The following is a 21800-nucleotide window of genomic DNA, read 5'->3' on the forward strand; positions in this document are numbered from 1 at the left end:
ATAAGTCGTTTAAAATTAGTATACGTAGCAGATTACCTCTCCACCAATGTTCAATTGCTTAGCTTGTTTTCCAGTCATCAAACCTCTTGATGTTGAAACAATAGCAATACCTAATCCGTTAAGGATTCTTGGAAGTTTAGCAGCACCTGCATATTTACGCAAACCTGGTTTACTAATTCTTTGGATATCTTTGATAACCGGCTCTTTAGTATCTTTATCATACTTCAGAGCAATTTTGATTGAACCCTGTACAGAGTTGTCCTCAAACTTGTAGCTCAAGATATATCCTTGATCAAATAAAATCTTTGTGATTTCTTTTTTAAGATTAGAAGCAGGAATTTCAACGACTTTGTGGTTTGCAGCCACAGCGTTTCTAACTCTTGTCAAATAATCCGCAATAGGATCTGTATACATATAATTAAAATTGCGGTTTTGGTATTCGTCCCGGACTTTCCGGTAGAACCTGAAACCATTAAAACTTACTAATTAATCGACAGATAGTTGCCGGTTCGCGGCAAAAATCCGGCAAACTTACAACTATCTGTCGAGAAAACAAAATTTTTGATTTTACCAGCTGGCTTTTTTAACTCCTGGTATCAATCCTTGGTTAGCCATTTCACGGAAAGTTACACGTGAAATACCGAATTGACGCATATACCCTCTAGGTCTTCCAGTCAATTTGCAACGGTTGTGCAAACGAACAGGAGAAGCATTTTTCGGTAATTTTTGTAGGCCTTCATAATCTCCAGCTTCTAATAAAGCTTTTCTTTTTTCAGCATACTTAGCTACCGTTTTTTCTCTTTTTACCTCACGGGCTTTCATTGATTCTTTAGCCATAACTTAATTCTTTTTAAAAGGTAATCCTAATTCTGCTAATAATGACTTCGCTTCTTTATCTGTTTTTGCAGATGTTACAAAGGTAATATCCATACCAGAGATTTTGTTTACTTTATCAATATCAATTTCAGGGAAAATGATTTGCTCCAAAACTCCAAGGTTGTAATTTCCTCTTCCATCAAAACCAGTAGCTTTGATTCCGCCGAAGTCTCTTACTCGAGGCAATGAAGATGTAATCAATCTGTCTAAGAATTCATACATTCTTTCGCCACGCAAAGTAACTTTTGCACCAATTGGCATTCCTTTTCTCAATTTGAATGACGCTACGTCTTTTTTAGATATAGTCGCTACTGCTTTTTGACCTGTAATTTTAGTCAACTCATCAACTGCATAATCGATAAGTTTTTTATCAGATACTGCAGCACCAACTCCGCGGCTCAAAACGATTTTTTCCAATTTAGGAACTTGCATTACATTTTTGTAACCAAATTCTTCTTTAAGAGCAGAGATAACTCTGTCCTTATACTCTTGTTTTAGTCTAGGTATATAAGCCATCACTATAATACTTGATTAGATTTTTTTGAAAATCTTACTTTCTTATCTCCTTCTACTTTCACACCTGTTCTTGTAGCCTTTTTAGTCTTAGGATCTATAAGAGCAATGTTTGAGATATGAATTGGAGCTTCTTTCTTAACGATACCACCTTGAGGGTTTTTCGCACTTGGTTTCGTGTGTTTTGAAACCATGTTTACACCTTCAACAATCGCTTTATTTTTTTCACGATCAACACGTAAAACCTTACCTTCTGCACCTTTATGGTCGCCAGCGATAACTTTTACTGTATCTCCTGATTTGATTTTTAGCTTTATCATCTTGTAAATAATTAAAGCACTTCTGGTGCTAATGATACAATCTTCATGAATTGTTTCTCACGAAGTTCTCTTGCTACTGGACCAAAAACACGAGTTCCTCTCATTTCTCCTGCAGCATTCAAAAGAACACATGCATTGTCATCGAAACGGATATAAGAACCATCAGCTCTTCTCACTTCTTTTTTGGTACGTACAACAACTGCAGTTGAAACAGCTCCTTTTTTCACGTTTCCGTTTGGAGTTGCATCTTTGATAGATACTACAATCTTGTCACCAACAGAGGCATACCTTCTTTTGGTACCTCCTAAAACACGGATAGTTAAAACTTCTTTAGCTCCTGTGTTATCTGCTACTTTTAGTCTTGATTCTTGTTGTACCATAATTATTTAGCTCTTTCAATGATTTCAACTAGTCTCCAACATTTTGATTTACTTAAAGGACGCGTTTCGCTGATTCTTACAGTATCTCCAATGTTACAGTCGTTTGTTTCGTCGTGTGCTACATATTTCTTAGTTTTCAACACGAACTTACCGTATAACGGGTGTTTTACTTTTTTTGTTTCAGAAACAACAATAGATTTCTCCATTTTGTTGCTAGTAACAACACCTATTCTCTCTTTTCTTAAATTTCTTTTTTCCATCTTTTAGCAGAATACAATTACTGTAACTCTCTTTTGCTTAACTCTGTAGCGATTCTTGCAACTGATCTTCTCAAACTTCTGATTTGAAGCGGGTTTTCAATTGGAGAAATTGCGTGAGCATTTTTTAGGTCGGCATATGTCTTTCTTAATTGACCAAGTTTTTCTTGCAACTCAGCTACAGACAGATCTTTAATTTCTGATTGTTTCATAATAAAAATTGATTATGCTTCGAAATCTCTAGCTACGACAAACTTAGTTTTAACAGGAAGTTTTTGTGCTGCAAGACGCAAAGCTTCTTTTGCAACTGACAAAGGCACACCACCTACCTCAAACATAATTCTTCCGGGTTTAACAACTGCAGCCCAATATTCAACTGCACCTTTACCTTTACCCATACGTACTTCAAGAGGCTTCTTAGTGATTGGTTTATCTGGAAATATTTTAATCCATAATTGTCCTTCTCTTTTCATGTAACGAGTTGCAGCGATACGTGCAGCTTCGATTTGGCGAGAAGTAAGGAACATTCCAGTTTCATGAACAGATTTAATACCAAACATTCCGTTAGAAAGTTCGTGCCCTCTTTGAGAGTTACCTTTCATTCTACCCTTCTGTACCTTGCGGTATTTTGTTCTTTTAGGCTGTAACATTTTTCTTTAATTTAAAAATTTACTTTCTTTTACGTGGGTTTGATTTGCCTGGTCTGTCAGATTTGCCACGAGGAGCATCTCCGCCTTTACCGCTTCCGGCTTGTTTTTTGTCCATTCCAACTAGTGGAGACAAATCTCTCTTGCCGTAAACCTCACCTTTCATGATCCACACTTTGATTCCCATTCTACCGTAAGTAGTATGAGCTTCAGCAAGTGCATAATCAATGTCAGCTCTGAAAGTTGATAGAGGAATTCTACCTTCTTTGAACATTTCCGAACGCGCCATTTCAGCACCATTCAAACGACCTGAAATCATAACTTTCACACCTTCAGCGTTCATACGCATTGCAGCCGCAATAGCCATTTTAATAGCTCTTCTGTATGAAATACGACTTTCGATTTGACGAGCGATACTTGTAGCCACTAAGTAAGCATCAAGCTCCGGTCTTTTAATTTCAAAGATGTTGATTTGAACCTCTTTGTCAGTAATTTTCTTAAGCTCTTCTTTCAACTTGTCTACCTCTTGGCCACCTTTCCCGATAATAATACCTGGTCTGGCAGTAGTGATAGTAACGGTTACAAGCTTCAAAGTTCTCTCGATGATTACTTTTGATACACTAGCTTTTGATAAACGAGCGTGGATATACTTTCTGATTTTGTGATCTTCGGCAAGTTTGTCACCGTAATCATTTCCACCATACCAGTTTGAATCCCATCCTCTGATGATACCAAGTCTGTTTCCAATTGGATTTGTCTTTTGTCCCATCTTATTAATTGCTTTGTGTGTTATCTAATTGTCCCAACACGATAGTTACGTGGTTAGAACGTTTTCTAATTCTGTGTGCACGACCTTGTGGAGCCGGACGAAGTCTTTTCAACATCATTCCACCATCTACTCTGATCTCTTTAACAATCAAGCCTGCTTCAGCTACATTACCTTCGCTGTTTTTCTGCTCCCAGTTATTGATTGCAGACAACAAAAGTTTTTCTAATTTTCTTGAAGCTTCTTTAGAGCTGAATCTTAAAATATTCAAGGCTCTTTCCACTTTCTGACCTCTTACTAGATCTGCTACTAAGCGCATTTTTCTAGGTGAAGTAGGGCAGTTATTCAATTTTGCGAAGGCAACTTGCTTGTTAGCTTCTTTGATGCCTTCAGCTCTTTCTCTTTTACGAACTCCCATTGCTCTTCTTATTTTTTACCTTTATTTTTTGCTCCAGCGTGACCTCTAAAAGATCTTGTTGGTGAAAATTCTCCTAATTTATGACCTACCATGTTTTCTGTTACGTAAACTGGTACAAACTGACGACCGTTATGAACTGCGATAGTCTGTCCAACAAAATCTGGAGTAATCATAGAAGCTCTAGACCAAGTCTTTACAACTCCTTTATTACCTTTTTCAATATTTTCTTGAACTTTCTTATCTAATTTATAGTGAACAAAAGGTCCTTTTTTTAATGAACGTGCCATATCTTATTATTTCTTTCTACGTTCTACGATATACTTGTTACTCGGATTTTGCTTAGAACGCGTTCTGTAACCTTTAGCAGGCAACCCTTTTCTTGAACGTGGGTGTCCTCCTGAAGAACGTCCTTCTCCACCACCCATTGGGTGATCAACAGGGTTCATCGCAACTGGTCTTGTTCTAGGTCTTCTACCTAACCATCTAGATCTACCTGCTTTACCAGATACTACTAATTGATGATCAGAATTAGATACTGCTCCAATTGTAGCCGAACAAGTCAACAAGATCAATCTTGTTTCTCCTGAAGGCATTTTAATTGTTGCATATTTTCCATCTCTTGCCATTAATTGAGCGAAAGTTCCTGCTGAACGAGCAATAACAGCTCCCTGACCAGGACGCAACTCAATACAAGAAATAACAGTTCCCAAAGGAATTTTGCTCAAAGGCAATGTATTACCGATTTCTGGAGATGCTTCAGCACCAGAAACTACTTTCTGACCTACCTGCAATCCGTTTTGAGCGATAATATAAGTTTTTGCTCCATCAGCATAAGCTAACAAAGCGATAAAAGCAGTACGGTTTGGATCGTATTCGATTGATTTCACAGTAGCCGGAATTCCGTCTTTTGTTCTTTTGAAATCAATAATACGATAACGCTGCTTGTGACCACCACCCGTATAACGCATGGTCATCTTTCCTTGACTATTTCTACCTCCTGAGTTTTTTATCGGTGCTAACAAAGAGCGCTCCGGCTTATCAGTTGTAATGGCGTCAAAACCATTAACAACTCTAAAACGCTGACCCGGGGTAATAGGTTTTAATTTTCTAACTGACATGTTTCTGCCTTATTTATTAGATATTATTATAAAAATCTATCGTTTCTCCTTCTTGTACTTGAACAATTGCTTTTTTGTAAGCATTTGTCTTTCCGTTGATGATACCACTTTTAGTATATTTAGTAGATCTATCAGCTCTGTAGTTCATCGTGTTTACTTCAACAACAGTAATCCCGTAAGCTGCCTCGATAGCATTCTTAATCTGGATTTTGTTTGCTTTTTTGTCAACGATGAATCCAAAGCGATTGAAAACCTCACCATCTTTGGTAATTTTCTCAGTAATTATAGGTTTAATTATGATACTCATGGCCTATTATTTGCTTAAATTTTCTTGAATTCCTTCCAAAGACCCTTCTAAAAGCACTAAATTGTTTGCATTCAAAATAGCGTAAGTGCTTAATTCTGAACTAGTTACAACGCTAGACGCCTTTAAATTGCGTGAGGACAAATATACATTTTTATTCGACTCTCCCAACACAAATAAAGATTTTTTATTCTCTAACCCTAAAGCTTTCAAAACGTTAATGAAATTTTTAGTGTTTGGCACTTCAAAATTGAAGTCTTCTAATACGATAATATTTGACTCTTTTGCTTTGATTGAGAAAGCAGATTTTCTTGCCAAACGCTTCAAGTTTTTATTCAATTTGAATGAATAACTTCTTGGTCTTGGTCCGAAAACTGTACCTCCACCTTTAAACAAAGGGTTCTTAACGCTACCAGCACGAGCTGTACCGGTTCCTTTTTGCTTTTTAATCTTACGCGTACTTCCGGTTACCTCAGCTCTCTCTTTAGATTTGTGAGTTCCTTGTCTTTGATTAGCAAGATATTGCTTAACATCAAGGTATACCGCGTGATTATTTGGCTCAATTGCGAATACTGAATCAGAAAGAGTAATCGTTCTGCCAGTTTCTTTTCCGTTGATATTTAAAACTTTTACTTCCATTACTTCTGAATGATTACATAAGAGTTATTGTGTCCTGGAACACATCCTTTTACTAAAAGCAGGTTCTTCTCAGCAACCACTTTCAAAACTCTTAAGTTCTGAACAGTTACATTATCAGTTCCCATTCTACCTGCCATACGCATTCCTTTGAATACTCTGGAAGGATAAGAAGAAGCTCCTACAGATCCCGGCGCTCTCAAACGGTTGTGCTGACCATGTGTAGACTGTCCAACCCCACCAAAACCGTGACGCTTAACAACACCCTGAAAACCTTTACCTTTTGATACACCTTGAACATCTACAAATTCGCCTTCTACAAAAAGATCTACAGTGAGTACATCACCTAATTTGTATTCTTCTTCGAAGTACTTGAACTCAACGACTTTTTTCTTAGCTACAGTTCCCGCTTTTTTAAAGTGACCTAGATCAGCTTTTGTGGAATGTTTCTCATTTTTGTCATCGAAACCAAGTTGCAACGCTTCATACCCGTCAACCGCATTGGTTCTGACTTGGGTAACAACACATGGTCCAGCTTCGATTACAGTACAAGGAATATTTTTCCCGTTTTCATCGAAAATACTGGTCATGCCGATTTTTCTACCAATTAACCCAGACATAAAATATTAATTATTAATTATTAAAATACAAAACAATAGAACACATTATTTAAACGAATCCTATTTTTTGGAGGCGCAAAAGTATAACTATTTTGCGATTTATCCTAAAAATATTTTTTCGCCTAAATAATGTGTTGTTTTTCTTAATGAGATACTTATACTTTGATCTCTACTTCAACTCCACTTGGAAGCTCCAATTTCATTAGAGCATCGATAGTTTTTGATGAAGAAGAATAAATGTCTAACAATCTTTTGTATGACATTACTTCAAATTGCTCTCTAGATTTTTTGTTAACGTGCGGAGAACGCAACACAGTAAAAATCTTTTTGTGAGTTGGCAACGGAATTGGTCCTGTTACCACTGCACCTGTACTTTTTACAGTTTTTACAATCTTCTCAGCAGATTTGTCTACCAAATTGTGATCGTAAGACTTTAGTTTTATTCTGATTTTTTGACTCATTTTTCTTTAGAATTAAGCGTTACCTTTTGCTTTTTTGATTACCGCTTCTGAAATGTTAGAAGGCGTTTCAGCATAGTGAGAGAACTCCATTGTAGAAGTAGCTCTACCTGATGACAATGTTCTCAATGTTGTAACATAACCGAACATTTCTGATAATGGCACATCAGCCTTGATAGTCTTAGCACCATTTCTGTCACCCATGTCATTAACCTGACCTCTACGACGGTTCAAGTCACCTACGATATCACCCATGTTTTCTTCCGGAGTGATAACTTCGATTTTCATGATTGGCTCAAGGATAACAGCACCCGCAGCTTTTCCAGACTCTTTGTATCCTAATTTCGCAGCTAACTCGAAAGAAAGCGCATCAGAATCCACAGGGTGGAAAGATCCGTCCAACAAAGTAACTTTAAGGCTATCTACTGCATAACCAGCCAAAGGCCCTTGTTTCATTGCTTCTCTGAAACCTTTTTCTACTGCAGGGATATATTCTTTAGGAACGTTACCACCTTTAACTTCATTAACGAACTGTAATCCAACAGGAACTTTTCCGTCAACTTCGTCAGCTGGTTCGATTCTAAATACGATATCACCAAATTTACCACGACCTCCAGATTGCTTCTTGTAAACCTCTCTGTGTTGAGCCGGTCTGGTGAATGCTTCTTTGTACTCTACCTGAGGCTCACCCTGGTTAACTTCCACTTTGAACTCACGTTTCATACGGTCGATAAGGATATCCAGGTGAAGCTCTCCCATACCAGAAATAATTGTCTGACCTGAAGCCTCATCTGTTCTAACTGTAAACGTTGGATCTTCTTCAGCCAATTTAGCCAAAGCCATACCCATTTTGTCTACGTCAGCCTTAGTTTTAGGCTCAATAGCGATACCAATTACCGGATCAGGGAATTTCATAGATTCAAGGATGATTGGGTGTTTTTCATCACACAATGTATCTCCTGTTTTGATATCTTTAAATCCAACAGCAGCTCCAATATCTCCAGCCTCGATAAATTCGATTGGATTTTGCTTGTTAGCGTGCATCTGGTAGATACGAGAAATTCTCTCTTTGTTTCCTGAACGAGTGTTCAAAACATAAGAACCAGCATCAAGACGTCCGGAGTAAGCACGGAAGAACGCCAAACGACCTACGAATGGGTCAGTAGCAATCTTAAATGCTAAAGCTGCAAACGGCTCTTTTACATCTGGCTTACGCATAATTTTTGTTTGGTCTTCTTCCAACAAATCTGCATCATCAGGATGAATTCCTTCGATACCTTCTTTGTCTAGCGGAGAAGGCAAATATTTACATACAGCATCCAACATGAACTGAACTCCTTTGTTTTTGAAAGAAGAACCACAAATCATAGGAATGATAGCCATATCAATTGTAGCAGCACGTAATGCCTTGTTGATTTCTTCTTCTGTGATAGAGTTTTCGTCCTCCATATACTTGTCAAGAAGATTTTCATCATACTCAGCCACAGCCTCGATTAAAGTAGAACGGTATTGTTTTACTTCGTCCACCATATCAGCAGGGATATCAACGATATCAAAAGTAGCTCCCTGAGTTTCATCATGCCATATGATAGCCTGATTTTTCACCAAGTCAACCACTCCTTTGAAATCCGCCTCATCACCAATTGGCAATGTAATAGCAACAGCGTTAGATTTCAACATATCTCTAACCTGTTGGCATACGTTCAAGAAGTTAGAACCTTGACGGTCCATTTTGTTAACGAATCCCATACGTGGAACTCTATATTGGTCAGCAAGTCTCCAGTTAGTTTCAGACTGAGGCTCAACACCATCAACTGCACTAAACAAGAAAACCAATCCATCCAATACTCTTAAAGAACGGTTTACCTCAACGGTAAAGTCAACGTGCCCAGGAGTATCGATGATGTTAAAGTGGTAAGGCTTACTTTCCGGAAGAAGCTTTCCTTGTACAGTTGGAAAGTTCCACTCACAAGTTGTAGCAGCCGAAGTAATCGTGATACCTCTTTCCTGCTCCTGTGCCATCCAGTCCATTGTTGCAGCACCATCGTGCACCTCACCAAGTTTATGTGATTTTCCAGTATAAAAAAGAATACGCTCCGTTGTTGTTGTCTTACCAGCATCAATGTGAGCAGCAATTCCGATATTTCTTGTATATTTTAAATCTCTAGCCATTTCTTAAGGATTAAAATCTAAAGTGAGAGAATGCTTTGTTTGCTTCAGCCATCTTGTGAGTATCCATTCTCTTCTTAACAGCAGCACCTTCTTCTTTAGCAGCAGCTAAAACTTCAGAAGCTAGTTTTTGAGCCATAGATTTCTCGTTTCTTCTACGAGCATAAAGTATCATCCACTTCATTGCCATAGAGATTTTACGGTCTGGTCTGATTTGCATCGGGATTTGGAATGTAGCACCACCAACTCTACGGCTACGCACTTCTACGTGAGGCATAACGTTAGTTAAAGCATCTTTCCAGATTTCCAATGAAGATTTTTCTGCATCTTGTTTCTTGTTTTCTACGATATCCAATGCATCATAGAATACTTTGAAAGCAGTTGATTTTTTACCGTCCCACATTAAGTTGTTCACAAAACGCGTCACTAACTGATCGTTAAATTTTGGATCTGGTAAAAGAGGTCTTTTTTTGGCCTGTCTTTTTCTCATGTCTTGAATTTTAGTCTAAAGTCTAAAGTTTAAAGTCGCAAAGAATATTTCTTTCAACCTTCCGCCTTCGACATCGGACTGATTAAAAAATTACTTTTTTGCTTCTTTTGGGCGTTTTGCACCATACTTAGATCTTCTTTGCGTTCTTCCGGCAACACCTGATGTATCAAGCGCACCACGAACGATGTGGTATCTAACTCCTGGTAAATCTTTTACCCTTCCACCCCTAACTAATACTATCGAGTGCTCTTGTAGATTGTGTCCTTCTCCTGGGATGTAAGCATTCACTTCATTACCATTTGTCAAACGTACACGCGCAACTTTACGCATTGCAGAGTTTGGTTTTTTTGGCGTAGTAGTGTAAACACGCGTACAAACCCCTCTTCTTTGAGGACAAGAATCTAAAGCAACCGATTTACTCTTCTTAGTTATCTGGGTTCTTCCAGTTCTTACTAATTGTTGAATTGTTGGCATAATTAATACTAATATATATTATGATTTAATTTCCCGCTTTTTACGGGGTTGCAAATGTAGTAATTATTTTTTTTTAAACAAACGTTAATTCATTAATTTTCAAACAGATTAACCTAGATTTAATTTTTGTATATTATTCGTTGCTTTTTTGCGTTACTTTTACCGTGGTCTGATAACAGTTCTAAAAGCCTTATTCCCTATTCTTATAAATCCTGAGAAATTCAGGAATAAAACCGAAGATCCAGTGTCGTTGTTTTTAACAATTATAATATTTTGAACCGATTTTTTTTTCTTTTATTCTGTATTTTATTCAGCTTAAATTCTTTGGGCCAGAAACTTCATTTAAAAATCACATCGGATTCGCAAAGCGATTTGAAAACGATTGACTCCATTGGCTATTCCAAAAAACACAGCAATGCCAAAAGTATCGTAGAGGAAGCCAATAGCCTTTCGGAAAAACTAAAACGTTTCGGTTTTCTTGAAAACGAAATTCAGGAAAATAAAAAACAGGATGACAGCACTTTTTTATTCAAATTTCGCCTGGGGCAGAGAACCCGTTTTATACATATTTATTTAGGAAAGAATTCTGAACTACGGAAATTAGGAATCGTAGAAAGCCCCGGAGATACGCTAAAACTCCCTTTGGGGGAAACGGAAAATTTTCTGAACACTACACTAAATTCCCTGGAACGAAAAGGCTACTCTTTAGCCAGGCTTCAGCTTATCAATCTAAAAAAACAGAAAAACATCCTACTTGCCGACTTGAATTTCCAAACCGAAAAGCAACGACAGGTAAATGATATTGTAATTAACGGTTATGAAAAATTTCCGGAAGGACATAAAAAAGAAATCAGGCGCCGTTACCGCAACAAAGTTTTTAACCAACAAAATCTTAAAAACATACACGAAGATTTTAACCAATTTCAATTTGTAACCCAAACCAAATATCCTGAAATCCTTTTTATGAACGACACCACCAAGGTGTATGTCTATCTGGAAAAATCAAAACCCAATCGTTTTGACGGATTCATAGGTTTCGGAAATGATGATAAAGGCGACTTAAAAATCAATGGCTATCTTGACCTGTTATTGGTCAACTCGCTAAACGTAGGCGAACGATTTAATCTGTACTGGAAAAGCGACGGCAACGACCAAAAGACTTTTAACGCCAATATAGAACTGCCTTATATTTTTAAAAGCCCCTTGGGAATCAAAGCCCAGCTAAACATTTTTAAACAGGACAGTACGTTTCAAAATACGCAGACCGCTATCGATCTCGGATATTACTTTAATTACAACACAAGATTATATGTAGGATATCAATCCACAGAATCAAATGACATCCAGAACCTCAACAGTTCGACATTGAAAGATTTTGACAATGCTTTCATCACCTCTAATTTTGAGTATACGCGATTCAAAAACGATGATTTTTTATTTCCGGACAAAACATTACTCAATATTAAGGCTGGCGTAGGAAGTAGAAATTCCGAAGCTTCAAAGAACAGCCAGTTCTTTACCAATGTAGACCTCAGACACAATCTTTATCTGAATGACAAGAACATTATAGCACTCCGGAGCCAGAACTTCCTGCTGCAGAGCGACAGCTATATCACCAACGAGCTTTTCCGTTTTGGCGGGATAAATTCCATCAGAGGATTCAATGAAAACAGTCTTCAGGCCAATCTTTATTCTTCTATACTTACGGAATACAGATATGTTTTGGCACCAACAATCTACATCCATTCCATCATTGATTTCGGATATTATCAGGACAAGACTACAGATAACGACGGAAATCTTCTTGGACTGGGATTCGGATTTGGATTGCTGACCAAAAACGGACTTTTCAATATTGTATATGCTAACGGCAGTACTGGCAACCAGCAAATAAAACTTTCCAACTCAATTGTTCACATTAGTTTTAAGGCTAAATTTTAACATTCAGCATACATATATTACAATATAATAAAAACAAAATTAAAAAAACTATAGGTTTGTTAAGAAATATTTAAGAAATTTGGATTAACTAATTCAAACCTATATCTAATGAAAACAAAGTTAAACGGCTTGTTAACGCTTGTCCTGGCGTTAATAATGCAGATTTCTTTTGCACAGGAAAGGACAATTTCTGGTACAGTAAGTGACCAAAGCGGACTGCCCCTTCCCGGGGTAAGCGTAACCATCAAAGGAACAACAATGGGTACTCAAACCGATTTTGATGGTAAATTTCAAATAAAAGCTTCACCTCCCGACATTTTAGTTTTCAGTTTCATCGGCATGACCACAAAAGAAGTTATGGCTACAGCTAACGATTTCAACATTGTGATGGAAGACGATGCAACCCAGCTTGAAACTGTAGTGGTAACGGCTCTTGGAATAAAAAGAAATCCAAAAGAACTGAGCTATTCCACTCAAGTCGTAAAGTCTGACGAATTAAATCAGGCCAAAGCCGTAAATGCAGCCACAGCGTTAGTTGGAAAAGTGTCCGGTTTACAAATTAATACCATAAACAGCGGTGTCAATCCACAGACAAGGGTTGTATTAAGAGGCGCCAGATCCATTTCAGGAAATAACGAAGCACTGATTGTTATTGATGGTGTACCTTCTGCACTTAGCACTTTGAGTGAATTGAACCCGAACGACATCGAAAGCACCACCATCCTAAAAGGTGCCAATGCTGCGGCATTATATGGTTCTGCTGGTTCAAACGGAGCAATCATGATAACTACCAAAAAAGGACGAAATGGTAAAATGACTTTGCAATACAACTCGACTATAACTTTTGAACAGGTTCAGTTCATCCCGGACAGGCAGACAAGATTTGGTCAAGGCTGGGCAGGAGAACTTGACCCGGTTGAAAACACTAACTGGGGAGCGCCATTAGATGGCTCATTAGTTCAGGTTGGACCGGAATTGCCGGATGGATCTATCAGAGAATTTAGTTATGTAGCCCGAAAAAACAATATCAAGGACTTTTTTAATGTTGGAACTACAAAACAAAATGGCTTTTCTATCTCGCAAGGCGATGAAAATGGTAATTTATTCTTCTCTGCTCAAGATGTAAAAACAGAAGGGATTATTCCTGGTGATCTTTACCACAAAAACACCTTCCGTTTAAATACAAGCAAAAATTCCGGAAATTGGTCGGTTACAGGAAATGTTTCCTATTTTACCGATAAAACAGATATCGCAGGAAGCCTTACCGGCTCTGATGATGAAAGCAGCTTTTTTACAGATACAGAAAGTGGCCGAAGCCTTTACAGCCAACTTTTGCAAACTCCTATCAACATTCCTTTAGAAGTATACTCACAGGGAGATTTACAGGATTACTTTACAAACTATGCTTATAACCCTTATTGGATTCTGAAAAATTCACGACGCATTTCTTCTACAGAACGTTTTCAGGGATCGATTGATTTGGGCTATAAGATAAACGATTGGTTCAATGTTTTATACCGCGGTGGTGTAAGTATGTTGAGTTCTGATTTCAAACACACCAATAACGGCCATGTTTTCACAGATGGCAGTGGTAGGGAAGATTTAAACCAGGGTGTTTCTGACGGTTCGAATTTTGAGAGAAGAATTAACAGTGACCTGATGCTTAACTTTGATTTCAACCTGACTAAAGACATTACAGCCAAAATCATTTTGGGGAACAATATCAGGGATATCCGAACAAAAGAAATCGGAATACGCGGTGACAATTTAGTTGTTGAGGGATTATATAATGTTTCTTTAAGAACAGGTGAACTTCGCGGTGTTGAATTCAATTCCCGTTTGAGAAGTATCGGTCTATACGGAAGCGCCGAACTGGGCTTCAAGGACTTTTTATTCCTTAATGTTACCGGAAGAAATGACTGGTCGTCTGCTTTAATCAAAGAAAACAACTCCTACTTCTACCCTAGCTATGGTATTTCATTTATTCCTACATCAGCTTTCCCTGAACTAAAAGGAAATGTATTGAATTTTGCAAAGTTAACCGCAAGTTATACCAAAGTAGGAAACTCTACTTCCGCTTATGCGAACCAAAACACCTATGTCCGCTCTGTAGGTTTCCCTTATGGTGATCTGACATCTTTTAATTTGAGCAATACAGTTGCTTTGGCAGGATTAAAGCCGGAGTTTACTACATCAAAAGAATTTGGTTTAAATCTTGAATTCTTCAACAAAAGAATCTGGCTGGATGCGAGTTATTATATTTCAAACTCTACTGACCAGATTATTAATGCAGCAGCATCTTCATCATCTGGTGCCACAAGAGCTTTGCTAAATGCGGGGGAATTACAGACGAAGGGGCTTGAATTAGACCTGGGCTTTGTGCCAATCCAGACCGAAGATTTCAGCTGGGATTTCAGAGTGAGCTATAGTGCCCCAAAAACTGAAGTAAAAAGTTTACTACCGGGCGTTAACGAACTTTCTTTAGGTGGTTTCTCTACTGCCGGAGTTTATGCTGTTGTAGGACAGGAATATCCTATTATTAAAGGAACAGCTTATGAAAGAGACGACCAGGGCAGAGTAATTATCGACCAGGCAACAGGAAACCCAATCCAATCATCAGCTTTGAAAAATCTGGGAAAAACAACTCCTGATTACATCGTTGGCCTTTCAACCAACTTTAATTATAAAGGATTCAGACTTTCTGCTGTTTTTGATTACAGAACAGGACACGTATTTTATAATGAAATAGGTCAAATGCTTGATTTCACAGGTTCGTCAGTACAAAGTGCGCAGACAGGAAGGTTACCATTCGTATTCCCTAACTCTTCTTACCAAACAGCACCTGGAGTATATACTGCCAATACAAGCATTCCAACTTCCAGCGGAGGACAACCTTTTTGGGATTCGGTTTACAGCAACATTGCAGAAAACTATGTGATTGATGCAACAGCTTTCAAATGCCGCGAAATAGCACTTAGCTATTCATTCCCTAAAAAAGTATTAGACAACTCTCCTTTTGAAGGCATTACCATTGGAGCAAACGCACGCAACGTATTCATGATTTTGCCTAAGGCAAACCGATATACAGATCCTGAATTTGGATTTACTACAGGAAATGCTGTTGGGGTAGGAACCGTAAATGAAGTTCCTCCAACCAGAAGCTACGGTTTCAATGTTACATTAACTTTCTAATTCAAGAAATGATGAAAAATATATTCAAAAAAAGCTCCTTATTAATTGCCTCTTTTTTCTTGCTATTTTCCTGCAGCGATTATTTGGACATCAATGAAGATCCAAACAACCCCACTAATGTGAAGCCGGAATTACTTCTGGCAAGCGCTCAAAATTCAGGAGCAAGAAAACTCAATGTAAGAATGAACCATGTGGGTAATTTTATGGTTTACAACTGGTCAAATAACATTGAAGAATTTATTGCCTATCAGGATGAGATGCAATATATCGTAAACAGTACATTCTATGATGACACCTGGGATGACCTGTATTTGACCTTGGCTAACTTTCATAAGATTGAAAAGACATCTTTAGAAAACTACGAAAATTATCAGGCAATCGCCAAAATAATGAAAGCTTTCTATTTCCAGTATCTTGTAGATTTATATGGAGATATTCCTTATACTGAAGCACTGCAACGTGATTTGGAACTGACTCCTGCCTATGATGACGCAGAAGCTGTTTATGATGATTTAATTGTACAATTAGATGCAGCAATCGAACTTATCAAAAACGCACCTTCTTCGGCATTGGATCCTGCCAACAATGATATCATGCTTCACGGAGACATGGATGAATGGATAAAATTTGCCAACACCGTAAAGATGAGAATCCTTATCCGTCAATCCGGAATGCCTTCGAAACAGGCCTATATTGCCGATAAGTTCCAGGACATTATTGATGAAGGCAGTGGTTTCATAACTGAAAACGTAACAAACAATCCCGGCTACATTACGAGTACCGGAAAAATGAATCCGTTTTTTGAAACTTATGGAACAACATTATCTGGAAGTCCAACGAGTGACAATAGAGCAGTAAAAGGTACGCAATATACTATTGACTATCTTAACAGCACAAATGACACCAGACTTGAAAAAATCTATGCCCCAATTCCTGGCGGAGGTTTTGCCGGAATAAACCAGGGTGCTCCAGACGAGCAAGGAACAGTGGTTGTGCCATACTCAGGATTAGGAAATGGAGTACTTAAAAACTTTACCCAGGATGCTTATATTCTAACAGCCGCAGAAAGCTATTTCCTTCAGGCTGAAGCAGTGGCAAGAGGCTATATTGCCGGAAGTGCTCAAAATCTTTATGAATCAGGAATCGAGGCCTCATATGAAACTTTAGGGCTTACAGCTGCTCAGGCAAACACTTACTATTCACAAGCTACCAACCTTGTGGGATGGAATGCTTCTGCAGGAAATGAAATCGAAGCCATCATAACACAAAAATGGATTGCCTTAAACAGTATTAACGGTATCGAATCCTGGATTGAATACACCAGAACCGGATTCCCATCAGGCATTCCTTTATCATTAATTGCAAGCAGGCCACAACGTCCAATTAGATTAATGTATCCTAACTCAGAATATGTGGCCAACTCTGCAAATGTTCCTAACCAGACAACGGATGACGCTTTTACATCACCTATTTTTTGGGATAACTAATTAAAATGTGAAACATGAAAAAAAATAAATTCAAATTCGCAGCTATTGCGATCATATTGGCCCTGTTCTCATCTTGTCTTGTAGATGATGATGTGACAGATTTTGGTGCCGGGACAAACCTTGTTGACTTTCCGTCTGGCTCTATTGACGGAACATTTGATATTGGAATGGACGAAGCAGAATTTCAGGTTCCTGCCCGTTTAGTAGGTGGTAACGGCTCTGCTGCTCCATCAGATATTATAGTTACGTATGAAGTAGATCCCGCCAAGACAACAGCTGTTGAAGGCACAAACTTTGTCATTTTAAACAACGGGACATTTACATTCCCGGCAGGAGAAACTCAGGCCACATTCCCAATTAAGATACTCCCTTCTTCATTGGACCCTGAATTACCTGTTCCATTGACTATTGCCCTGAAATTGACTGCTGCTACAGGAAGTTTCCCGGTAGGAGTTTCAACAAAAGAATCTACCGGTACTATCATAATCAACCTGAAACCATTGTGTCCAATTACAGATGATCTGTCAGGAACACATACCTATACTCAGACATCTATGCAATATGGTGACGGAGAAGGAACAGGTACAGGAACGGGAATTGCGGGTACTATCAGCGGTACAGTAACATGGACTGAAACCGAACCAGGAAAATACAGTCTTGACGATGCCTCATTCGGATTGTATGGAGCTATCTACGACGACGACCCTGCTGTTGGACCTAATGGCGCCTTTTTAACATGGGTATGCCGCGAATTTCTTTTCAGCGGTTCGGACCAGTATTCCGATACTTTCACCTATAACATTGTCAGTGTTACAGGACCTGTTATGGTCTTTACCTGGAGAAATACATGGGGTGATGGCGGTACCGTTACCTTAACCCGCGAAGGCGGTGTTGATTGGCCGGATATCTTCCAGACCAACTAATTGATCAAAACAAGTATAAAACAAAGGCCGGCAGAATCGAATTCGCCGGCCTTATTTTATTTCTTTACAACTTTATCCTATCTTTGCCACCATGGAAAAAGGACATCAAATTTTTGGGATTAGAGCTATCATAGAAGCTATTCAGGCGGGAAAAGAAATAGACAAAGTATTTATACAGAAAGACGCTCAGGGCGAACTGATGAAAGACTTGATGAAAGTCATGAAGCGTGCCGGAGTAAATTTTTCTTACGTGCCTGTAGAAAAGCTAAACAAGCTAACTCCAAACAACCATCAAGGTGCTGTTGCCACTATTGCGCCGGTTTCTTTCCACAATCTTGAAACGCTTATAGAAACTGTGATGGAAAGCGGAAAGACTCCCCTTTTCCTTATTTTGGACCAGATATCCGATGCCCGAAATTTTGGGGCTATTATCCGTACTGCAGAGTGTACCGGAGTCGATGGAATCATCATTCAAAAACAGGGTGCCGCTCCCGTTAACGGAGATACCGTAAAAACATCGGCAGGTGCTGTTTTTAATGTTCCAATCTGCAAAGTAGAACACATCAAAGATGCCATTTTCCATCTTCAGGGATCAGGCATAAAAGCTATCGCTGCTACAGAAAAAACAGACCAGAACATTTATGACTTGTCACTAAACGAACCTATAGCCATTATCATGGGTTCTGAAGACCGTGGGGTGAATCCTTCCGTTTTGAAAATTGTAGATGAAAAGGCCAAGTTGCCAATGTTTGGAACTATTGCTTCATTGAATGTATCGGTTGCCTGTGGCGCTTTCCTTTATGAAACAGTAAGACAGAGAAGTTAGGTATTCTCTTCTGTCCCATCTTCATTATTTTCCGGATTACCTTCTGAATTATCACGGACAATTGTATAAAAGACATTATAATTGGATCTGAAGAAATCCTCATTGCCTGTTTCATCATCAACATTAGGTTTTGGAAGATTTTGGAAATTGCCGTTTTCATCAAAATGCCTCATAAACATATCTTCTTCCGGATTAAAGTCCGGCCGTTCCCAGTCATACACAATCGGTTTCTGATATTCCGGAGTTTTAATGACCAATGAGAAAACATATCCTGTTATGAGTCCAGACAAATGGCCCTCCCAGGAAATTCCCTGCTGAACGTTTGGAAAAATATACCACACCATACCTCCATACAGCAGTATAATTGTTAGGGATAAGGCAACAAGCCTGTAATATCGGGTTTGTATTCCTTTAAAAAAGATAAAGCTGACCAAAACATAAATCAAACCGCTGGCGCCAATATGATAGGATTCCCGACCGATAACCCATGTCAAAAAGCCAGAGAGCAATATTCCATATCCAAGCACTGCCAGAGTCTGGTTTCTATAAAAGAAACGCATTGCTGCTATTAAAAGAAACAGCGGAATCGAATTATTATAAAGATGTTGGATATCACCATGAAGAAACGGGCTGAATAAAATTCCCCTCAATCCGGAAAAAGTTCGCGGATAAATTCCAAATTCTGTAAGATTGAGTTTAAAACGTACTTCTGCCCAAAAAATAATCCACAAAAGAACTACGGAAAATAATGGCCAGGCCAAAACCGAAGGCGAGAATCGTAAATTTTTATCATCCATTGCTTTTAGGATTTTTTTTACCAAAAACTGTCAAAAACTTATCCACTTTTATTTTCGTGCTATTTTGTCAGCATTTGAAATCAGGCAAACTGTTTTACCTCACATAAGATAAAATATAGGCCTTCAGAAATTTCACAAAAGTTTATGCTGTGTTCCTTAAAAAAAACTTCTTCAAATTCAGTAATTTTACAAAATGGAAGCACCGTTAGCAGAAAGAATTCGCCCGCAACAACTTGAAGATTATTTAGGTCAACCGCAACTAGTAGGCCCTAACGGGTCATTGACCCATCAGATTGCAAAAGGCATCATTCCTTCATTAATTTTTTGGGGACCACCGGGAACAGGAAAAACTACCCTGGCCCAAATTATTGCACAGGAGTCCAAACGTCCGTTTTATATCCTAAGCGCTATTAATTCCGGCGTAAAAGAAGTGCGTGATGTTATTGAAAAAGCCAAGCAAAGTGGCGGTTTGTTCACTGCCAAAAATCCAATCCTATTTATTGATGAGATTCACCGTTTCAGCAAATCGCAGCAAGATTCCTTATTAGCCGCTGTAGAAAAAGGCTGGGTAACATTGATAGGTGCCACAACTGAAAATCCTAGTTTTGAAGTAATTCCCGCATTACTGTCGCGTTGTCAGGTTTATATATTGAATGCCTTTTCAAAATCAGATTTGGAGGCGTTGCTTGAACGGGCAATGAAAACCGACGTCTATCTGAAAGAAAAAAACATTGAATTAAAAGAAACGGAAGCTTTATTAAGGCTTTCGGGTGGAGATGGCAGAAAGTTGCTCAATATTTTCGACCTCGTCGTTAATGCTTCCAACGATGAAAAAATCATAATTACGAATGATTCCGTACTAAAACTGGTACAGCAAAATACGGTTTTATATGATAAGACCGGTGAACAGCACTATGACATTATTTCCGCATTTATAAAATCCATCCGCGGTAGTGATCCAAATGGGGCCGTTTATTGGCTGGCCCGCATGATTGAAGGAGGTGAAGATGTCAAATTTATTGCGAGACGTATGCTGATTCTTTCCAGCGAAGATATTGGCAATGCAAACCCTACAGCCTTTATCATGGCAAACAATACGTTTCAGGCAGTTTCAACCATTGGCTATCCGGAAAGCAGGATTATTTTAAGCCAGTGCGCCATTTATCTGGCAACTTCGCCTAAAAGCAATGCTTCGTATACGGCAATTGGAAAAGCACAGCAAATAGTAAAACAGACAGGCGACCTGCCTATTCCGCTTCATTTAAGAAATGCACCAACAAAATTGATGAAAGAACTGGGTTATGGTGAAGATTATAAATATGCCCACGATTATCAAAATAATTTTGCGGAGCAGGAATTCCTTCCCGATGAAATAAAAAACACCCCTATCTATGTTCCTGGAAATAATTCCAGAGAACAGTCAACAAGGGAATTTTTAAAAAATCGTTGGAAAGACAAGTACGGTTATTAAAACTTAATCAAAAGTTTTTCTGAAACCGGCTTATCGTCTTTATAATATTCCAGTACCCATTCATTATTTTTTCTGATTAATGCCCCGTTAATGGTATCAGATTGCACTGTGAAATAGTCCGGATGAGAAGTCTTGAAAATTTTGAATACCACTTTAGGCGTCTTATCTACCAATTGGTAACCATTAGAAATTGGCTGCGCAAAAAGCATATTAGGAGTATCTTCCGGCTCAACAGAAGATTTAGGGGTTTCTACCTTTTTAGCCGATTCCGGTTTATAAACCGTTCCGTTATAGTTATATCCAAAAGTAAACAGTGATTTGAAAGCATCATTCAGTGCCTCCGGATAAGCAATTTTATATTCTTTGGTTTTGCTTACTCCAACATCACTTCTGTTAATCTCTACATTATTACAATCCCTAAATACGACAACCAGTTTTGTTGACAATAAAGAACTTATTTTTTCCACATCAACAAAAATCCTGCTACATCTTTCTCCGGCTGTTTCTAATGGCAAATCTTCATTTGAATAGAAAGCCTCAAATCCCATCTTTGTCAGATTAAATTTTGTAATAGTGTTGAGCCTGTACTCATTTGGCTCACTCAAAAAATCAAACTTTACAGGAACGATAGCATATTTGTAATCATTTAATGAACGTTGTGCCAAAGCAGATAAAGAAACAAATAAGAAGAGTATTAGGATGTTTTTTTTCATAACT

General features: G+C 38.3%; 27 protein-coding genes. 6 read left to right on the forward strand and 21 right to left on the reverse strand.

All coding sequences use genetic code 11. From position 1 onward, the window contains the following. Window positions 1-15: 15 nt before the first annotated feature. From rpsH to rpsL, 19 genes are all read right to left on the reverse strand, one after another. Window positions 16-414 (reverse strand): 30S ribosomal protein S8, encoded by a 399-nt coding sequence (gene rpsH, locus BGO88_RS15425; protein WP_056068820.1) that lies wholly within the window; start codon window positions 412-414, stop codon window positions 16-18. A 153-nt stretch (window positions 415-567) separates the two neighbouring features. Continuing rightward, window positions 568-837, reverse strand: a complete 270-nt coding sequence (gene rpsN / locus BGO88_RS15430) for a 30S ribosomal protein S14 (RefSeq protein ID WP_014085011.1) — start codon at window positions 835-837, stop codon at window positions 568-570. Between the two features lie 3 nt (window positions 838-840). Continuing rightward, complete coding sequence (gene rplE, locus BGO88_RS15435; RefSeq protein ID WP_056068822.1) at window positions 841-1392, reverse strand: 50S ribosomal protein L5; 552 nt, start codon at window positions 1390-1392, stop codon at window positions 841-843. A gap of 2 nt (window positions 1393-1394) precedes the next feature. After that, window positions 1395-1709 carry a 50S ribosomal protein L24 gene (gene rplX / locus BGO88_RS15440; protein WP_056068824.1) on the reverse strand — a complete coding sequence of 105 codons (315 nt, stop codon included), beginning with the start codon at window positions 1707-1709 and terminating at the stop codon, window positions 1395-1397. Between the two features lie 11 nt (window positions 1710-1720). Further along, window positions 1721-2089, reverse strand: a complete 369-nt coding sequence (gene rplN, locus BGO88_RS15445) for a 50S ribosomal protein L14 (protein WP_007803649.1) — start codon at window positions 2087-2089, stop codon at window positions 1721-1723. Between the two features lie 2 nt (window positions 2090-2091). Continuing rightward, window positions 2092-2349 carry a 30S ribosomal protein S17 gene (rpsQ, locus tag BGO88_RS15450; RefSeq protein WP_026710306.1) on the reverse strand — a complete coding sequence of 86 codons (258 nt, stop codon included), beginning with the start codon at window positions 2347-2349 and terminating at the stop codon, window positions 2092-2094. A gap of 17 nt (window positions 2350-2366) precedes the next feature. Further along, window positions 2367-2558: a 50S ribosomal protein L29 gene (gene rpmC / locus BGO88_RS15455; RefSeq protein WP_056068826.1), complete on the reverse strand. Its 192-nt coding sequence runs from the start codon at window positions 2556-2558 to the stop codon at window positions 2367-2369. Between the two features lie 12 nt (window positions 2559-2570). Continuing rightward, on the reverse strand, window positions 2571-2996 hold the full coding sequence (rplP, locus tag BGO88_RS15460; RefSeq protein WP_056068828.1) for a 50S ribosomal protein L16: 426 nt from the start codon (window positions 2994-2996) through the stop codon (window positions 2571-2573). A 19-nt stretch (window positions 2997-3015) separates the two neighbouring features. After that, window positions 3016-3762: a 30S ribosomal protein S3 gene (gene rpsC, locus BGO88_RS15465; RefSeq protein ID WP_056068830.1), complete on the reverse strand. Its 747-nt coding sequence runs from the start codon at window positions 3760-3762 to the stop codon at window positions 3016-3018. Between the two features lie 4 nt (window positions 3763-3766). Further along, entirely contained in the window at window positions 3767-4177 is a 411-nt protein-coding gene (gene rplV / locus BGO88_RS15470) for a 50S ribosomal protein L22 (protein ID WP_056068831.1), read from the reverse strand. 8 nt (window positions 4178-4185) lie between these two features. Next, window positions 4186-4464 (reverse strand): 30S ribosomal protein S19, encoded by a 279-nt coding sequence (rpsS, locus tag BGO88_RS15475; protein ID WP_014085019.1) that lies wholly within the window; start codon window positions 4462-4464, stop codon window positions 4186-4188. A gap of 6 nt (window positions 4465-4470) precedes the next feature. Further along, on the reverse strand, window positions 4471-5295 hold the full coding sequence (rplB, locus tag BGO88_RS15480) for a 50S ribosomal protein L2 (protein ID WP_056068833.1): 825 nt from the start codon (window positions 5293-5295) through the stop codon (window positions 4471-4473). Window positions 5296-5311: 16 nt separating this feature from the next. Then, a complete protein-coding gene (rplW, locus tag BGO88_RS15485) occupies window positions 5312-5602 on the reverse strand; it encodes a 50S ribosomal protein L23 (RefSeq protein WP_056068835.1) in 291 nt (96 codons plus the stop codon). Between the two features lie 6 nt (window positions 5603-5608). Further along, window positions 5609-6238 carry a 50S ribosomal protein L4 gene (rplD, locus tag BGO88_RS15490; protein ID WP_101472849.1) on the reverse strand — a complete coding sequence of 210 codons (630 nt, stop codon included), beginning with the start codon at window positions 6236-6238 and terminating at the stop codon, window positions 5609-5611. After that, a complete protein-coding gene (rplC, locus tag BGO88_RS15495; protein ID WP_056068839.1) occupies window positions 6238-6855 on the reverse strand; it encodes a 50S ribosomal protein L3 in 618 nt (205 codons plus the stop codon). Before rplC ends, rplD begins: the two co-directional genes overlap by 1 nt. Before the next feature lie 155 nt (window positions 6856-7010). Further along, entirely contained in the window at window positions 7011-7316 is a 306-nt protein-coding gene (gene rpsJ / locus BGO88_RS15500; protein WP_056068841.1) for a 30S ribosomal protein S10, read from the reverse strand. 12 nt (window positions 7317-7328) lie between these two features. Beyond that, the gene (gene fusA, locus BGO88_RS15505; protein ID WP_056068843.1) at window positions 7329-9485 is read right to left on the reverse strand and encodes an elongation factor G; all 2157 of its coding nucleotides are present in this window, start codon (window positions 9483-9485) and stop codon (window positions 7329-7331) included. Window positions 9486-9495: 10 nt separating this feature from the next. After that, window positions 9496-9972 carry a 30S ribosomal protein S7 gene (gene rpsG / locus BGO88_RS15510; protein ID WP_056068845.1) on the reverse strand — a complete coding sequence of 159 codons (477 nt, stop codon included), beginning with the start codon at window positions 9970-9972 and terminating at the stop codon, window positions 9496-9498. Window positions 9973-10062: 90 nt separating this feature from the next. Further along, window positions 10063-10446, reverse strand: a complete 384-nt coding sequence (gene rpsL, locus BGO88_RS15515; RefSeq protein ID WP_007136570.1) for a 30S ribosomal protein S12 — start codon at window positions 10444-10446, stop codon at window positions 10063-10065. 324 nt (window positions 10447-10770) lie between these two features. Between rpsL and BGO88_RS15520 the strand changes: the two genes are divergently transcribed. The 5 genes from BGO88_RS15520 (at window position 10771) to rlmB (ending at window position 18815) form a co-directional block, all read left to right on the forward strand. Then, window positions 10771-12387: a BamA/TamA family outer membrane protein gene (locus BGO88_RS15520; protein ID WP_286707468.1), complete on the forward strand. Its 1617-nt coding sequence runs from the start codon at window positions 10771-10773 to the stop codon at window positions 12385-12387. A gap of 108 nt (window positions 12388-12495) precedes the next feature. Then, window positions 12496-15579 (forward strand): SusC/RagA family TonB-linked outer membrane protein, encoded by a 3084-nt coding sequence (locus BGO88_RS15525; protein ID WP_286707469.1) that lies wholly within the window; start codon window positions 12496-12498, stop codon window positions 15577-15579. Window positions 15580-15590: 11 nt separating this feature from the next. After that, window positions 15591-17066, forward strand: coding sequence for a SusD/RagB family nutrient-binding outer membrane lipoprotein (locus BGO88_RS15530; RefSeq protein ID WP_056068850.1), 1476 nt, complete (start codon window positions 15591-15593; stop codon window positions 17064-17066). Window positions 17067-17080: 14 nt separating this feature from the next. Next, entirely contained in the window at window positions 17081-17989 is a 909-nt protein-coding gene (locus tag BGO88_RS15535) for a DUF4843 domain-containing protein (RefSeq protein WP_286707470.1), read from the forward strand. Window positions 17990-18080: 91 nt separating this feature from the next. Continuing rightward, a complete protein-coding gene (rlmB, locus tag BGO88_RS15540) occupies window positions 18081-18815 on the forward strand; it encodes a 23S rRNA (guanosine(2251)-2'-O)-methyltransferase RlmB (RefSeq protein WP_286707471.1) in 735 nt (244 codons plus the stop codon). Here rlmB and BGO88_RS15545 read toward each other — a convergent pair. Beyond that, window positions 18812-19612 carry a rhomboid family intramembrane serine protease gene (locus tag BGO88_RS15545; protein ID WP_286707472.1) on the reverse strand — a complete coding sequence of 267 codons (801 nt, stop codon included), beginning with the start codon at window positions 19610-19612 and terminating at the stop codon, window positions 18812-18814. The genes rlmB and BGO88_RS15545 overlap by 4 nt on opposite strands. A gap of 193 nt (window positions 19613-19805) precedes the next feature. On the opposite strand from BGO88_RS15545, the gene BGO88_RS15550 reads away from it, so the two are divergent. Next, window positions 19806-21083: a replication-associated recombination protein A gene (locus BGO88_RS15550; protein ID WP_056068859.1), complete on the forward strand. Its 1278-nt coding sequence runs from the start codon at window positions 19806-19808 to the stop codon at window positions 21081-21083. On the opposite strand, the gene BGO88_RS15555 is transcribed toward BGO88_RS15550, so the two are convergent. Then, window positions 21080-21796, reverse strand: coding sequence for a hypothetical protein (locus BGO88_RS15555; RefSeq protein ID WP_286707473.1), 717 nt, complete (start codon window positions 21794-21796; stop codon window positions 21080-21082). The genes BGO88_RS15550 and BGO88_RS15555 overlap by 4 nt on opposite strands. Window positions 21797-21800: the final 4 nt, after the last annotated feature.

It is taken from the genome of Flavobacterium sp. 38-13 (genome assembly GCF_001899155.1).
Taxonomy (GTDB): Bacteria; Bacteroidota; Bacteroidia; order Flavobacteriales; family Flavobacteriaceae; genus Flavobacterium; species Flavobacterium lindanitolerans.

What these genes read in the sequence shown, in the direction of transcription:
- rpsH (WP_056068820.1), bottom strand. Translation starts at nt 414, where the DNA reads ATGTATACAGATCCTATTGCGGATTATTTGACAAGAGTTAGAAACGCT.
- rpsN (WP_014085011.1), bottom strand. Translation starts at nt 837, where the DNA reads ATGGCTAAAGAATCAATGAAAGCCCGTGAGGTAAAAAGAGAAAAAACG.
- rplE (WP_056068822.1), bottom strand. Translation starts at nt 1,392, where the DNA reads ATGGCTTATATACCTAGACTAAAACAAGAGTATAAGGACAGAGTTATC.
- rplX (WP_056068824.1), bottom strand. Translation starts at nt 1,709, where the DNA reads ATGATAAAGCTAAAAATCAAATCAGGAGATACAGTAAAAGTTATCGCT.
- rplN (WP_007803649.1), bottom strand. Translation starts at nt 2,089, where the DNA reads ATGGTACAACAAGAATCAAGACTAAAAGTAGCAGATAACACAGGAGCT.
- rpsQ (WP_026710306.1), bottom strand. Translation starts at nt 2,349, where the DNA reads ATGGAAAAAAGAAATTTAAGAAAAGAGAGAATAGGTGTTGTTACTAGC.
- rpmC (WP_056068826.1), bottom strand. Translation starts at nt 2,558, where the DNA reads ATGAAACAATCAGAAATTAAAGATCTGTCTGTAGCTGAGTTGCAAGAA.
- rplP (WP_056068828.1), bottom strand. Translation starts at nt 2,996, where the DNA reads ATGTTACAGCCTAAAAGAACAAAATACCGCAAGGTACAGAAGGGTAGA.
- rpsC (WP_056068830.1), bottom strand. Translation starts at nt 3,762, where the DNA reads ATGGGACAAAAGACAAATCCAATTGGAAACAGACTTGGTATCATCAGA.
- rplV (WP_056068831.1), bottom strand. Translation starts at nt 4,177, where the DNA reads ATGGGAGTTCGTAAAAGAGAAAGAGCTGAAGGCATCAAAGAAGCTAAC.
- rpsS (WP_014085019.1), bottom strand. Translation starts at nt 4,464, where the DNA reads ATGGCACGTTCATTAAAAAAAGGACCTTTTGTTCACTATAAATTAGAT.
- rplB (WP_056068833.1), bottom strand. Translation starts at nt 5,295, where the DNA reads ATGTCAGTTAGAAAATTAAAACCTATTACCCCGGGTCAGCGTTTTAGA.
- rplW (WP_056068835.1), bottom strand. Translation starts at nt 5,602, where the DNA reads ATGAGTATCATAATTAAACCTATAATTACTGAGAAAATTACCAAAGAT.
- rplD (WP_101472849.1), bottom strand. Translation starts at nt 6,238, where the DNA reads ATGGAAGTAAAAGTTTTAAATATCAACGGAAAAGAAACTGGCAGAACG.
- rplC (WP_056068839.1), bottom strand. Translation starts at nt 6,855, where the DNA reads ATGTCTGGGTTAATTGGTAGAAAAATCGGCATGACCAGTATTTTCGAT.
- rpsJ (WP_056068841.1), bottom strand. Translation starts at nt 7,316, where the DNA reads ATGAGTCAAAAAATCAGAATAAAACTAAAGTCTTACGATCACAATTTG.
- fusA (WP_056068843.1), bottom strand. Translation starts at nt 9,485, where the DNA reads ATGGCTAGAGATTTAAAATATACAAGAAATATCGGAATTGCTGCTCAC.
- rpsG (WP_056068845.1), bottom strand. Translation starts at nt 9,972, where the DNA reads ATGAGAAAAAGACAGGCCAAAAAAAGACCTCTTTTACCAGATCCAAAA.
- rpsL (WP_007136570.1), bottom strand. Translation starts at nt 10,446, where the DNA reads ATGCCAACAATTCAACAATTAGTAAGAACTGGAAGAACCCAGATAACT.
- BGO88_RS15525 (WP_286707469.1), top strand. Translation starts at nt 12,496, where the DNA reads ATGAAAACAAAGTTAAACGGCTTGTTAACGCTTGTCCTGGCGTTAATA.
- BGO88_RS15530 (WP_056068850.1), top strand. Translation starts at nt 15,591, where the DNA reads ATGAAAAATATATTCAAAAAAAGCTCCTTATTAATTGCCTCTTTTTTC.
- BGO88_RS15535 (WP_286707470.1), top strand. Translation starts at nt 17,081, where the DNA reads ATGAAAAAAAATAAATTCAAATTCGCAGCTATTGCGATCATATTGGCC.
- rlmB (WP_286707471.1), top strand. Translation starts at nt 18,081, where the DNA reads ATGGAAAAAGGACATCAAATTTTTGGGATTAGAGCTATCATAGAAGCT.
- BGO88_RS15545 (WP_286707472.1), bottom strand. Translation starts at nt 19,612, where the DNA reads ATGGATGATAAAAATTTACGATTCTCGCCTTCGGTTTTGGCCTGGCCA.
- BGO88_RS15550 (WP_056068859.1), top strand. Translation starts at nt 19,806, where the DNA reads ATGGAAGCACCGTTAGCAGAAAGAATTCGCCCGCAACAACTTGAAGAT.
- BGO88_RS15555 (WP_286707473.1), bottom strand. Translation starts at nt 21,796, where the DNA reads ATGAAAAAAAACATCCTAATACTCTTCTTATTTGTTTCTTTATCTGCT.